The sequence below is a fragment of the Rossellomorea sp. RS05 genome (genome assembly GCF_039822645.1).
GTDB classification, from domain to species: domain Bacteria; phylum Bacillota; class Bacilli; order Bacillales; family Bacillaceae_B; genus Rossellomorea; species Rossellomorea marisflavi_B.
In genome coordinates this window covers 1-13579 of the sequence record NZ_JBDKWY010000004.1, presented here as the reverse complement: position 1 = coordinate 13579, position 13579 = coordinate 1, and the positions used below count along the sequence as shown (strand labels likewise).

The 13579-nt window shown below is 49.7% G+C and carries 11 protein-coding genes; 8 read left to right on the top strand and 3 right to left on the bottom strand.

Features of this window, described 5'->3' with window-relative positions; translation table 11 throughout:
• Positions 1–246 precede the first annotated feature (246 nt).
• A complete protein-coding gene (locus tag ABJ225_RS22365) occupies positions 247–354 on the bottom strand; it encodes a hypothetical protein (RefSeq protein ID WP_367024395.1) in 108 nt (35 codons plus the stop codon).
• Between the two features lie 107 nt (positions 355–461).
• A complete protein-coding gene (locus ABJ225_RS11830) occupies positions 462–656 on the bottom strand; it encodes a thiazolylpeptide-type bacteriocin (protein WP_079514794.1) in 195 nt (64 codons plus the stop codon).
• 608 nt (positions 657–1264) lie between these two features.
• Here ABJ225_RS11830 and ABJ225_RS11825 point away from each other — a divergent pair.
• Both ABJ225_RS11825 and ABJ225_RS11820 read left to right on the top strand, forming a co-directional pair.
• On the top strand, positions 1265–2449 hold the full coding sequence (locus ABJ225_RS11825; RefSeq protein ID WP_079514793.1) for an MFS transporter: 1185 nt from the start codon (positions 1265–1267) through the stop codon (positions 2447–2449).
• 212 nt (positions 2450–2661) lie between these two features.
• The gene (locus ABJ225_RS11820) at positions 2662–4569 is read left to right on the top strand and encodes a heavy metal translocating P-type ATPase (RefSeq protein ID WP_056533113.1); all 1908 of its coding nucleotides are present in this window, start codon (positions 2662–2664) and stop codon (positions 4567–4569) included.
• Between the two features lie 67 nt (positions 4570–4636).
• Here the strand turns inward: ABJ225_RS11820 and ABJ225_RS11815 are convergent, their stop codons facing one another.
• A complete protein-coding gene (locus ABJ225_RS11815) occupies positions 4637–5608 on the bottom strand; it encodes a hypothetical protein (RefSeq protein WP_056533110.1) in 972 nt (323 codons plus the stop codon).
• 377 nt (positions 5609–5985) lie between these two features.
• Here ABJ225_RS11815 and ABJ225_RS11810 point away from each other — a divergent pair, with 377 nt between their 5' ends.
• From ABJ225_RS11810 to ABJ225_RS11785, 6 genes are all read left to right on the top strand, one after another.
• Complete coding sequence (locus tag ABJ225_RS11810) at positions 5986–7023, top strand: sulfate ABC transporter substrate-binding protein (RefSeq protein ID WP_218245181.1); 1038 nt, start codon at positions 5986–5988, stop codon at positions 7021–7023.
• Positions 7024–7046: 23 nt separating this feature from the next.
• Positions 7047–7886: a sulfate ABC transporter permease subunit CysT gene (gene cysT, locus ABJ225_RS11805; RefSeq protein WP_218245180.1), complete on the top strand. Its 840-nt coding sequence runs from the start codon at positions 7047–7049 to the stop codon at positions 7884–7886.
• A gap of 57 nt (positions 7887–7943) precedes the next feature.
• On the top strand, positions 7944–8783 hold the full coding sequence (gene cysW / locus ABJ225_RS11800; protein WP_481900624.1) for a sulfate ABC transporter permease subunit CysW: 840 nt from the start codon (positions 7944–7946) through the stop codon (positions 8781–8783).
• A 15-nt stretch (positions 8784–8798) separates the two neighbouring features.
• Positions 8799–9872: a sulfate/molybdate ABC transporter ATP-binding protein gene (locus tag ABJ225_RS11795; RefSeq protein ID WP_218245178.1), complete on the top strand. Its 1074-nt coding sequence runs from the start codon at positions 8799–8801 to the stop codon at positions 9870–9872.
• A gap of 307 nt (positions 9873–10179) precedes the next feature.
• The gene (locus ABJ225_RS11790; RefSeq protein ID WP_218245177.1) at positions 10180–11814 is read left to right on the top strand and encodes a PTS transporter subunit IIBC; all 1635 of its coding nucleotides are present in this window, start codon (positions 10180–10182) and stop codon (positions 11812–11814) included.
• A gap of 2 nt (positions 11815–11816) precedes the next feature.
• Positions 11817–12596 (top strand): endonuclease/exonuclease/phosphatase family protein, encoded by a 780-nt coding sequence (locus ABJ225_RS11785; RefSeq protein ID WP_056533092.1) that lies wholly within the window; start codon positions 11817–11819, stop codon positions 12594–12596.
• Positions 12597–13579 lie beyond the last annotated feature (983 nt).

Here is a 13579-nt window from a genome sequence, read left to right as displayed (position 1 = left end):
AGACCGGAAAACCGGTCCCCCTTCATTGCATCAACCGCCGCAGCTTACGCAAGCGCCACAGCTGACACATGAACATGATCCGCAGCATGACGTACTTCCTGATGAACTGGACCCACTAGTAGCCCCTGTTTCTGATAACATCATCGATTCTGATACTTCCATCACTTCGATGGACTCTATTTCTTCTAATAAGGATTCGATTTTAAGATTAGTAGTCATCATTAGTCCCCGATTCTTCAGAATTCGTTATCCGCAGCTTGTACAACCGCCACAGCTCACGCAAGAACATGATCCGCAGCATGATGTACTTCCTGATGAACTGGATCCACTAGTCGCACCAGTTTCTGATAGCATCATGGATTCTGACACTTCCATGACCTCGATGGATTCGATCTCTTGAAGCAAGTCTGCTACTTCGTTATTTGCCGCCTTTATCATTTCATTTCCTCCCCCGATCGATTTTAGCCTCCACAGCTGGTGCAGGCACCACAGCTTACACATGAACATGATCCGCAGCATGACGTACTTCCCGATGAGCTCGACCCACTCGTCGCCCCGGTTTCAGACAGCATCATGGACTCTGATACTTCCATCACTTCAATCGATTCGATTTCCTGAAGCAAGGACTCCACACTGTTCAATGTCCCATTACTCATGACCTTTTCCCTCCCTTCCCTTGGAATCATGAAAATATTACCACACTGTTAATAAAGGATTCTAGTTGAATTTTACTAACTTTTCTGAATTGCTTAACAATAACTATACCTGCATAGCACCCATTTTTCTTCCCTTCACCTCTCATCCAAAATGAGAAAGATATATTGAAAATACCGCTATCTAGTCCGAATGAATCAACACATCCAAATGACTAGAAATAGATCTGCAACTCCTTTGTTGTGTGATGGAACAACCTTTGAACATGAGAACATTTTTGCAGTGATCCGTACCCCCTCCTAATACTAGTTCCCCTGACCCACTTATATATAATGAAAAATATTCTTTCAGGAATAATATTAATTTCATCATTAAATTCTATCCCCCACTATTTACAGGGTTCGATTACCTCATGATCTATTAATTAACTTTTCTACTATAATGATATTTTTTTATGTAAGTCACCGCTTTTTTTCTTACCTTCTTCCTTTTCCAATCCTTTTTCGATCATATGTCCTAAACCCTGACAAATGGTTCATCCTCATATTGCCAAAATGAAGGGAACCCGTTACCATCTAAGAATAACCAACATAGACTGGAGTCCGTGCATATGAATAAACAATTATCATTTCGCTTCTGGGTCCTTGTGGCCATCGTGTCGATTTCGGGATTCTCGCAGGGGATGCTCCTGCCCTTGATCGCCATCATATTTGAACAGGACGGCGTGTCTTCTTCCTTGAATGGATTGAATGCCACTGCGTTGTATATCGGGATCCTTATTGCTTCCCCTCTCATGGAAAAGCCCCTTCAGAAGATCGGGTATCGTCCCATGATCATCATCGGCGGCATCACTGTGGCCGCCGCCATGCTTCTTTTCCCTATATGGAAGACCTTCTGGTTCTGGTTCTTCCTCCGACTCTGCATCGGGGTGGGGGATCATATGCTTCACTTTGCGACACAAACCTGGATCACGTCGTTTTCACCGAAGGAACACAGGGGTCGCAATATCTCCATCTACGGGCTGTCCTTCGGGATCGGCTTCACCGTCGGGCCGCTCATGACCCAGCTTCTCGCCGTTCATGAGGCGCTTCCGTTCATCATCTCTTCCGTGATGACGCTTATCGTCTGGGGCTTCGTCTTCAAGCTGAAGAATGAATTCCCCGAAACAGAGAATATGGGGGACGCCACCTTCGTCGGATCATTTCGCCGGTTCGGAAAAGTCCTTCGATACGCATGGGTAGCCCTATTGCCTCCCCTCGGATATGGGTTCCTTGAAGCATCATTGAATGGGAACTTCCCCATTTTCGCCCTAAGGAACGGGATATCCGTGGATGCCGTGGCGGTCCTTCTTCCTGCTTTCGCGGCGGGGAGCATCTTATCACAGCTCCCCCTCGGGATCCTGAGTGATAGGATCGGAAGGCAGAGTGTTTTGATTGTCGTGATGATCATCGGGACCGGCTGTTTCACGGCGGCGGGATTCGTTTCCCATTCCACCATCGGCCTCTTCACGTGCTTTGCCCTTGCCGGGATGGCCGTCGGATCGACCTTCTCCCTCGGGATCAGCTATATGACCGACCTCCTGCCAAAAGAGCTTCTGCCAGCGGGCAATATCATGTGCGGGATCTTCTTCAGCTTCGGGAGCATGATCGGTCCGTTCATAGGTGGAGTGACGATCGAGAAGCTTGAAGGATCAAGTTTCTTCTATATGATTGCCACCATGCTGCTTGTCATCTTCATCAGTCTTGTGACTTTTTCCCTTCAAACGAGGCGAAGGGAAATAGCAGAAAAATACTAGCACATAATCCTTTCCTTCTCCATATAGATGTGATAGTATAAATTATAATAATTATAAATTACTGATTTGAAAGTTTGGATCTCAATAGATTTGCTGTCATCCTATCCGGTGGCAGCTTTCGTCGTTTTATAAGGGTACTGATGTTGATTATTATTCTCATTGAGAACCATTCTTTATCAATTAGTTCCATCACACTGGAGGAGGAATCCACTATGAGTTCACAGTCCAAAGCGCTAAGTCTCGGGAGTCCCGGCAGCAAACTCCCACTTCTTGAAAAAATCAAACCCCATGCCGAACTGATTGCCGCCCTTGTCAGCGGGGTCTTCATTCTCCTCGGCTGGCTCTTCTCGAAGGATGAGTCCTCCTTGAGCATCATCTTTTATCTTCTCGCATTCGTCATCGGTGGTTTCGCTAAAGCGAAGGAAGGCATCGAGGAGACGATCGAAAACAAAGAATTGAATGTGGAGATGCTCATGATTTTCGCTGCCGTTGGCTCGGCCATCATCGGCTACTGGACTGAAGGCGCGATCCTGATCTTCATCTTCGCCGTGAGCGGAGCCCTGGAAACGTACACGATGAACAAGAGCCAAAAGGAAATCTCCGCCCTCATGGAGCTTCAGCCTGAAGAGGCATGGCTCATCACGGAGACCGGTGAGAAGAAAGTGCAGGTCAGCTCCCTTGATATCGGTGACCTGATCCTCATCAAACCAGGCGAGCGTGTACCGACGGACGGGATGGTCGTAAAAGGCAGCACCTCTATCGATGAAGCAGCCATTTCTGGAGAAGCGGTCCCTGTCACCAAGTCAGCGGATGATGAAGTATATGCCGGAACCGTGAACATCAACGGGGCCATCACGGTCAAAATGACAAAACCGAGCAGCGAGACCCTGTTCCAAAAGATCATCGATCTCGTCCAATCGGCCCAGTCGGAAAAGTCCCCTTCCCAATTGTTCATTGAACGGTTTGAAGGGACCTATGTCAAGATTGTCCTTGCCGTCGTAGTGCTGATGATGTTCCTTCCCCACTTCGCATTGGGGTGGAGCTGGAATGAAACCTTCTACCGTGCCATGGTGCTCCTTGTCGTCGCTTCACCGTGTGCCCTGGTGGCGTCGATCATGCCGGCGAGCCTCTCTGCCATCTCCAACGGGGCACGCCACGGAATCCTTTTCAAAGGCGGAGCACATCTGGAAAACCTGAGTAACTTGAAAGCCATCGCTTTCGACAAGACTGGGACATTGACAAGAGGCAAACCGGTTGTCACAGACTTCCTGACTTCTGAAGATGAAGCAAAGACCCTTCAAGTGGTTGCTTCTATCGAGAATCAGTCGAATCACCCCCTCGCCCAGGCCATCGTCAAGCACGCCCGCAGCGAAGGGATCCAACTTGCCCAACCCGATTCTCTTGAAGACATCTCGGGGTGGGGAGTCAAGGCCGTCATGGACGGCTCTGATTGGAAGATCGGAAAGGCCGATTTCATGGGCACCGCTGCATCAGCTTTCATGGATGGCAGGTATGAAATCTTGGCTTCTGAAGGAAAGACGACGGTATTCGTCGAGCGTGACGGTGTCATCATCGCCCTCATCGCGTTGAAGGACGTTGTACGAAAGGAAACCGTTGACGCCCTGAAGCTCCTTGCCGATGAAGGCGTTGAAACGATCATGCTCACCGGGGATAATGAGAAGACCGCCCGTGCCATTGCACAGGAATCAGGCGTATCATCTTTCATTGCTGAATGCCTTCCTGAAACCAAGGTGGATGAACTCAAGCTTCTGAAACAGGACTTCGGGACCGTCGCCATGGTCGGTGACGGAATCAACGACGCGCCTGCCCTTGCCACAGCCAACGTCGGAATCGCAATGGGTGAAGGAACAGATGTCGCCTTGGAGACAGCCGATGTCGTCCTGATGAAAAACGATCTGACCCGGATCGCAGAAGCCATCAAGCTGTCAAAGCGCATGAAGCGTATCGTCCAGCAGAACGTCGTCTTCTCGATTTCTGTCATCATGCTCCTCATCGCGTCCAATTTCCTTCAAGTCCTCGATCTCCCATATGGAGTCATCGGGCATGAAGGTAGCACCATCCTGGTGATCCTGAACGGGTTGCGATTGCTTCGTTCATGATCCCGCCCAAAAGACCTCAGCCGGAGAATGCACTCACCGGCTGAGGTCTTTTATGTTAATAGGATTATTAGAATGGAAATGTTTTGTTCTGACGCTTCGTCTCGTTCACCATTTGAAGTTCTGTCGCATCGAAGTCAAGGGCTACAAGCTGCATGGCATTCTCAAAGACGATGCGGTCAGATGCTGATACTTCCTCTTCGTCCATCGTATAGTGGACAATCGCAAGACCGTCTTTAAGAGAAACCTCCTTTACTTCCAGCCCTTCTGTTATGGCTGATGCGTAAAACGCGTCCTCTTGATCAACGGTCTGCATCATCTCGATGGTTTCTTGAAAAGACAAATCCTCTCCACCAGCCCCTTCATCCAACTCACCTGCTGGAATAAACCATGTTTGCTTCCCTTCTTTATCATAGAGGGTATAGTATCCCTTCGACCTTTCCCATTCGTCAGCCACCACGATCGGGGCATCCACCTTCCGTTCGGCTACCGTGATGTTCTCTTCGCCTTCCGGATTCACAAACGTGATCTCCTCGATGCCATAAAGATGACTGATCCCCAACAGAGAATCATAAAACATCGAATGCTGCGCAGAAGTGGCGGAAAGAAGGTTTCCATCCTCTTGGAAATCCACCCTAAGATTCTGCCCCTCGACTGTCAGCTTGGTGTAAGATTCAAGGATCTTTTGTTCCGAAGGATCATTCTCCATGAGAGAAGCCGCCAGGCGCTCTTCCCTATTCTGATCCTTCCCGTCATCCCGTTTGATTGTGAACATCGTCAAAAATTCCCGCCCTGTATCATAGGTGTCGGTTTCAATGAAGTAATCTGATGTCACATTGACTGTTTCGTAGGGGGCAGCTTCGTCTTTTGTTTTTCCCTCATCGGTCTCTGTATCCATCTCTTCAGTTGTTTCCACTTCTTCCTTGGCTGTCTCATCCACCTGCTTGACATCTGTGTCCACCGCATCCTTTTCAGTGCTTTGACAACCTGCAAGAAGGAATGCCATGAAAACCACTCCTGCGATGCTCACCATTTTATTCACATGAAAAGCCTCCTTTTTTTACATATATCCCCTCTTCTTATCTTTATTAACATCAAAATCTTATTACTCAATAAATCTCTCATCCTCTATATTTCTCCCAAAAACCAATTGACTTTATCGGAATAGTAAGATATCTTATATCTAATCAGAATACTGCCGATTGGACAACCAAAGGCCCTAGTCGAAACACATGACTGGGGCTTTCTTGTTTTTCATCTGCTGTAATGAAAAAATCATGGAACTAATTCCGATTAAGTGAATATGATTAGTTTAAATTAGAATATCCCAGTGCTGATCAGACAAACTGAAGGCCGCCGCTTATTACACATAGCGCGGTCTTTTTTTGATAAATAAACAATTAACGAGGGGGAACTCACATGGTTAAAAATGCATTGATTGGGATCATCGTAGCTCTTGTCTTTTATGCTTCAGGCTGCAGTCAGGGCGAGACCGCCGGTAAAAAAGGAAACGATTCAAAAGAAGCTGTGGAACTATTGAACGTGTCGTATGATCCGACAAGGGAACTTTATCAGGAATTCAATAAAGAATTCGCCAAGCATTGGGAAGAAGAGACCGGACAGAAGGTCACCATCCAGCAGTCCCATGGAGGTTCAGGAAAACAGGCACGATCTGTCATTGATGGATTGGAAGCGGATGTCGTCACCCTCGCCCTCGCCTATGATATTGATGAAATCGCGGCAAAACGAGGAATCATTTCAGAAGACTGGCAGTCAAAACTTGAAGACAATTCCACGCCTTATACGTCCACCATCGTCTTCCTAGTACGGAAAGGAAATCCGAAGAACATTCAGGACTGGGATGATCTGATCCGTGACGACGTATCCGTCATTACACCGAATCCTAAGACATCAGGCGGAGCGAGATGGAATTACCTTGCAGCCTGGTCCTATGCAGATAAGACATACAACGGTGATGAGAAGAAAATCAAAGGATATATGAGGGATCTGTTTAAAAACGTTGAGGTCCTGGATTCAGGCGCACGTGACGCGACAAACTCCTTCGTTCAACGGGGACTGGGTGACGTGCTGATTGCCTGGGAGAATGAAGCGTATCTCTCCATCAACGAGCTTGGAAAAGATGAGTTCGAAATCGTGAATCCAACACTCAGCATCCTTGCCGAACCACCTGTAGCCGTGGTAGATAAGATTGCCGAGAAGAAAGGCACAACCAAAGTTGCCAAGGCCTATCTTGAGTATCTCTATACAGAGACCGGTCAAAGAATTGCCGCTGAAAATTACTACAGACCGCGTGATCCTGAGGTGTTGAAGGAGTACGCCGACAAATTTGCCGATATTGAGCTTGTCACCGTAGATGATGCATTCGGTGGATGGCAAAAAGCACAGGAAACCCACTTCAATGATGGGGGAACATTCGACGAAATCTACGCTGAATAGCACGAAAGGTAACAGGTGATCACATGACCAGAGGAAAAATCCGCTCAACGAAACGCCACAATGTATTACCTGGATTCGGCTTGACAATGGGGTACACGACGCTCTACCTGAGCATCCTTGTACTCCTTCCCCTTTCCATGATCTTCTTCTATACCGCCAGGATGGGAGGGACCGAGTTCATTGATACCGTGTTGGATCCCAGGGTGATCGCATCCTATAAGCTGAGCTTTGGGGCTTCTTTGGCCGCCGCCCTCATCAATGTGGCGTTCGGCGTCCTTCTTGCATGGGTCCTTGTCCGCTACCGGTTCCCCGGCAAGAAAATCATCGATGGACTCGTCGATTTGCCATTTGCACTCCCTACAGCCGTAGCTGGAATCGCACTGACGACGGTCTACGCTCCAAATGGTTGGATCGGCAGCCTACTCGGGTTCAAAGTCGCCTTTACCCCAATTGGTGTCGTCATCGCATTGATCTTCATCGGACTTCCATTCGTGGTGAGGATGGTTCAGCCTGTCCTTCAAAATCTAGAAAAGGAAGTGGAAGAGGCCTCCTCTTCCCTGGGGGCCAGCCGCCTCCAGACGTTCAGGAAGGTCATCTTCCCTGAGCTTCTCCCTGCGGCCCTGGCAGGTTTCACCCTTGCCTTTGCCCGGTCCCTTGGGGAATATGGTTCCGTCGTATTCATCGCAGGCAATATGCCATTCAAGACGGAGATCACGCCCCTGATCATCCTGACGAAGCTGGAACAGTTTGATTATTCCGGGGCCACTGCCATCGCCACGGTGATGCTGGTGACGTCTTTTCTTTTACTACTGGTCATCAACTTGATTCAATGGTGGACCAATCGCAAATTCATTCACAGGTAGGAAGGAGGAAATGCTTTGTCGGGTCATCCGCCAATCGAACGCTCAACCGCACCGGTTATACAGGCAAAGGGGACGACTGATCCACAATGGGTGAAGTGGTTGCTTATCACCATTGCCCTCTTGTTCCTGGGTCTGTTTCTGATCCTGCCTCTCATTACAGTCTTCCTTCAGGCATTCGATAAAGGATTGGACGTCTACATGGCAGCCATCACACAGCCCGAAGCCCTTTCAGCCATCAAGCTGACCCTGCTCGTAGCTCTCATCTCGGTCCCTATGAATGCCCTGTTCGGCATCGCAGCCGCCTGGGCGATCACAAAGTTCCAGTTCAGGGGCAAGAACATCCTCATTACGCTCATCGATCTGCCTTTTGCCATCTCCCCGATCATCGCGGGACTCATCTTCGTCCTGCTTTTCGGAGCACAGGGGGTATTCGGTGACTGGCTGTTCGAGCATGATATCAAGATCGTCTTTGCCGTCCCAGGTATCATCCTTGCTACATTGTTTGTCACCGTCCCATTCGTAGCCCGGGAGCTCATCCCCTTAATGCAGGCACAGGGCACATCCGAAGAGGAGGCGTCCATCACCCTCGGTGCAGGAGGGTGGAAAACCTTCCTGCATGTCACCCTGCCGAACATTAAATGGGCCCTTCTTTACGGGATGATCCTCGCAAATGCCAGGGCAATAGGGGAATTCGGTGCCGTATCCGTCGTATCGGGCCATATACGCGGACTCACGAATACGATGCCCCTCCATATCGAAATTCTGTACGGAGAGTACCAATTTGCCGCCGCATTCGCCGTCGCGTCCCTGATGTCCATCATGGCCATCATCACACTTGTCATTAAAAGCTTCCTTGAATGGAAGGGACAAAAACAAACGGACGTCCATGTCCACTGATAGAGAGGGAATACTATGAGCATAGTCATTGATCACGTGTCAAAATCATTCGGAACGTTCCAGGCCCTTTCGGATATCAACCTCGATATCCAAACCGGAGAATTGGTGGCCCTCCTTGGTCCATCGGGCTCGGGGAAGACATCCCTCCTCAGGATCATCGCCGGACTCGAAGCCCCCGACAATGGGTCGATCCGTTTCGACCATCAAGACATCACCTCCATCACGGCCAAAGAACGGGGAGTCGGATTCGTCTTCCAGCATTATGCCCTCTTCAGGCATATGACCGTCTTTGAAAACGTCGCCTACGGGCTGAAGGTAAAACCGAGGAAGGAGCGTCCATCCCGTAAGGTCATCAAAGAAAAAGTCCAAGAACTCCTCGATCTTGTGAAGCTGGGGTCCCTGGCAGACCGCTACCCTTCCCAGCTGTCAGGCGGTCAAAGACAGCGCGTCGCCCTCGCAAGGGCACTTGCCGTCGAGCCGAAAGTCCTCTTACTCGATGAACCATTCGGGGCCCTCGATGCCAAAGTGCGGAAAGAACTGCGAAGATGGCTTCGGCGCCTTCACGATGAATTCCAGATATCCAGTATCTTCGTCACCCACGACCAGGAAGAGGCACTGGATGTAGCCGATAAAATCGTCGTCATGAACCAGGGACGCATCGAACAGATCGGTACTCCCATCGAGGTATACGAGAATCCCCAGACGCCGTTTGTCTACGACTTCCTTGGAAGCGTCAATATCTTCAAGGGTCGCCTTCATGAAGGGACCCTCGTCCATGGTGATCTCGTATTGAACACACCGGACCTCACCCATTCGGGAGGGAGTGAAGCGTCCGCTTACGTTCGCCCCCATGACCTCACCATCAGCAAAGAGATCCAGGGTGACGAAACCGTTCGGGCCACCGTCAACCATCTCCACATTGTCGGAGCCGTCGTCCGAGTCGAGCTGATCCGGGCGGATACGGACGAATATGTGGAGGCTGAAATCACCAAAGAGCGATTCCGCGATCTCGCCCTCAAAATCGGTGAATCGGTTTACATCAAGCCAAGACATCTGAAGGTGTTTCCACCGGAGGATTATGTTATATAAACTAAATGTCCCATACCTTAAACGTTCAAGGTATGGGACATTCGTTTTTCTAATGGGAAACCAAGTAGCTTCCACACGTTTCATTGATATTACTCCCAATTTTCGATATTACTATTTTAAATATCATAGAGTCCTTATAAAATTCCTATTGCTTTCCTCAAAAAGATATCTTACAATAATGCTATATTAATGCAAACGGTTGCATTAACCGCTTACACTTTTGTATCTTTTTATAGCGAAAGCCATGCTTAACAGATAGAAAGATCGTGTTTCAAAATGAAAACGCACACATAGGGAGGAAGTACACATGAAGAATTTATTGTCTTTTGATTTCTGGCAGAAGTTCGGGAAGGCCCTTCTCGTCGTAGTGGCCGTCATGCCGGCTGCCGGAATCATGATCTCCATCGGGAAGCTGATCGGCATGACGGGCGGAGACTTGGTTTTAGTGCAAACGATTGCAAGAGTACTTGAAGACATAGGGTGGGGCATCATTACCAACCTGCATATCCTCTTCGCTGTCGCCATAGGGGGTTCTTGGGCGAAGGAACGTGCCGGTGGTGCATTCGCTGCCCTCATCGCCTTCATCTTGATCAACCGGATCACCGGAGCCATCTTCGGCGTCAATGCCGATATGCTGGCAGATCCTGAAGCGACGATTTCGTCCCTGTTCGGTCAGACGCTCGTCGTTTCCGACTATTTCACTTCCGTCCTCGGGGCACCGGCCCTCAATATGGGCGTATTCGTCGGGATTATCTCCGGTTTCCTCGGAGCGAATCTCTTCAATCGATTCTACAATTATGACAAACTTCCGGATGCCCTTTCCTTCTTTAACGGGAAGCGTTTCGTTCCGTTCGTCGTGATTGCGGGTTCCATTGTAACCGCTATCGTTATGTCCATCGTCTGGCCGTTCATCCAAGGTCTCTTGAATGACTTCGGTCAATGGATCGCTACATCACGGGATACGGCACCGATCGTCGCTCCATTCATCTTCGGGGCACTCGAGCGTCTGCTGCTTCCATTCGGTCTTCACCATATGCTCACCGTGCCGATGAACTACACAGAGCTTGGCGGGACATACACAATCCTTACAGGCTCAGGCCAGGGATCTACCGTCGCAGGTCAAGACCCGCTGTGGCTCGCTTGGATCGCCGATTTGAACAACTTCCTATCCGCCGGAGACACTGCCAGCTACAAACAGCTCCTTGGCGACGTAACACCGGCCCGTTTCAAAGTCGGTCAGATGATCCTGTCCACTGCGTCCCTCATCGGTATCGCCTATGCCATGTACCGCAATGTGGATAAAGATAAGAAGAAAAAGTACAAATCCATGTTCCTATCTGCAGGCCTTGCTGTATTCCTGACAGGTGTCACAGAGCCGATCGAATTCATGTTCATGTTCGCTGCCCCGCTTCTTTATGTGGTATACGCCATCATGACAGGACTTGCCTTCGCCATCGTGGATTTGATCCACATCCGCGTCCACTCCTTCGGATTCATCGAGCTCCTCACCAGGACGCCGATGATCGTGAAAGCCGGACTCTGGCTCGACCTTGTGAACTTCTTCATCGCCTGTCTCGTATTCTTCGGACTGAACTTCGGCGTGGCCAACTTCCTGATCAAACGCTTCAACTTTCCGACACCGGGACGTAACGGCAATTACATCGAGGACGAAGTCACCCAGTCACAAGGAGCACTCAAAAAAGATTCTGTCGCTCCGAAAGTCGTCGCCCTACTCGGAGGCGAAAGCAACATCGTCGACGTCGATGCGTGCATGACGCGCCTTCGTGTCACCGTAAAGGACCCTAGCCTGGTCGGTACCGAACAGGAATGGAAAGCAAACGGGGCCCTCGGCCTTATCACAAAGGACAAAGGCGTCCAGGCCATCTACGGCCCGAAAGCCGATGTCATCAAATCCGATATCCAGGATATGCTGGGGGCGTAAGGATGAAGCTCCTCACCCTCAACTGTCACTCCTGGCTTGAAGACAACCAGTGGGAGAAACTCGGGATCCTTGCCGATACCATCGCAGAAAAAGAGTACGACGTCATTGCCCTGCAGGAGGTCAATCAGCTCATTTCCGAAGAGGAAGCGTTCATCAAAAAAGACAACTTTGCTCTGATCCTCCTCCGGGAGCTGGAGAAACGCGGTGTCACAGGATACTCATTCATATGGGACTACGCCCATGTCGGGTATGACCGCTTTGAAGAAGGCGCAGCGCTTTTGACCCGGCACCCTGTATTGGAAGAGCACCGATTCCATGTTTCAAATGATAAAGACCCAGCCAACTGGAAAACCCGTAAGGTCATCGGGATCACCATCCCCGTTCGCGATGAAAAGGTCACCTTCTACTCCTGCCATCTTGGATGGTGGCAGGATGAAGAAGAACCATTCATGAACCAGGCTGACCGTCTCTTTGAAAAGGCAGCTGATCCCTTCTTCCTCATGGGTGATTTCAACAATGATGCCAACACACGTGATGAAGGCTATGACTATCTGATGAACAAAGGGCTGTGGGACACCTTCCATCTTGCCCAAAAGCGCGACAATGGCACTACCATCCAAGGCGATATTGCTGGATGGGATGGGAATGACAAAGGATTGAGGATTGACCTCATCCTCTCCAGCCGCAAGATCAACGTCCACTCTTCCGCCGTCATCTTCAACGGAACCAACCGCCCCATTATTTCCGATCACTATGGGGTTGAAGTGGAGCTGGATTGGTGAATACTAGAGAATGTCCTGATGATGGGCATTCTCTTTTTTTATTCTAATTGGGAGATTGGTAGGGGGTAAGTCCGTTTCGTTCCACTGCGGCCGCCCGCTTTCCATGGGGCGTGCGGTGAGCCGCTTCGGCAAGCCTGCAGGGTCTCACCCTGCCCGCTACTCCCATAGGAGTCGGGCGGCCTCCGTTGCACTTCACTCTTTGGTGATTGATAGGTTTTCAATGAATCATACCGGGTTATGTAGAACCTCATCTGATCCCTAAATAGATTGAACGGCTGAGAGGGGGGTCTCATAATCTGTCCAAGTAGATCCTGTGTAGCAAAGGCGATCACCATATATATTGAAGGGTATTGAAGTTACTTATTTTGTCTGCTTAATCAGAGGTACAATTGCAAATTCCCCCCCATCAACATCCAACAGTGCAGTGCAGCGGAGGGGGTCGACTCCTGCGGATAGTCAGGAAGATGAAACCCCGCAGGCACGAGGAGGCTCATCGACCGACTCGCGGAAAGCGACCACCCGCAGCGGAACGGAACGATTCATTTTTCACGACACATCCATCGAAAAATGAAGGGAGGATATGTTACTCGCTTTTCTCTATCCCCTTCAAACATCCAACAGTGCAGTGCAGCGAAGGGCGGTCGACTCCTGCGGATAGTCGGGAAGATGAGACCCCGCAGGCACGAGGAGGCTCATCGACCGACCCGCGGAAAGCGACCATCCCCAGAGAAACGGAACGATCCATTTCTCACGACACATCCATCAAAAAATGAAGGGAAGGACATACTTTGCTGATTTGCCCTACCCCTTCAACCATCCAACAGTGCAGTGCAGCGGAGGGTGGTCGACTCCTGCGGAAAAGTCGGGAAGATGAGACCCCGCAGGCACGAGGAGCATTCCTGTTATAAAGGAATATGAGGATAAAGTGGGATTTTAGCGATGTGCATAAAAAAAGCTCCCTTGGTACGATAGAGAGTGTCATG

What these genes read in the sequence shown, in the direction of transcription:
- ABJ225_RS11810 (WP_218245181.1), top strand. Translation starts at nt 5,986, where the DNA reads ATGGTTAAAAATGCATTGATTGGGATCATCGTAGCTCTTGTCTTTTAT.
- ABJ225_RS11830 (WP_079514794.1), bottom strand. Translation starts at nt 656, where the DNA reads ATGAGTAATGGGACATTGAACAGTGTGGAGTCCTTGCTTCAGGAAATC.
- ABJ225_RS11820 (WP_056533113.1), top strand. Translation starts at nt 2,662, where the DNA reads ATGAGTTCACAGTCCAAAGCGCTAAGTCTCGGGAGTCCCGGCAGCAAA.
- ABJ225_RS22365 (WP_367024395.1), bottom strand. Translation starts at nt 354, where the DNA reads ATGCTATCAGAAACTGGTGCGACTAGTGGATCCAGTTCATCAGGAAGT.
- ABJ225_RS11790 (WP_218245177.1), top strand. Translation starts at nt 10,180, where the DNA reads ATGAAGAATTTATTGTCTTTTGATTTCTGGCAGAAGTTCGGGAAGGCC.
- ABJ225_RS11785 (WP_056533092.1), top strand. Translation starts at nt 11,817, where the DNA reads ATGAAGCTCCTCACCCTCAACTGTCACTCCTGGCTTGAAGACAACCAG.
- ABJ225_RS11825 (WP_079514793.1), top strand. Translation starts at nt 1,265, where the DNA reads ATGAATAAACAATTATCATTTCGCTTCTGGGTCCTTGTGGCCATCGTG.
- cysT (WP_218245180.1), top strand. Translation starts at nt 7,047, where the DNA reads ATGACCAGAGGAAAAATCCGCTCAACGAAACGCCACAATGTATTACCT.
- ABJ225_RS11795 (WP_218245178.1), top strand. Translation starts at nt 8,799, where the DNA reads ATGAGCATAGTCATTGATCACGTGTCAAAATCATTCGGAACGTTCCAG.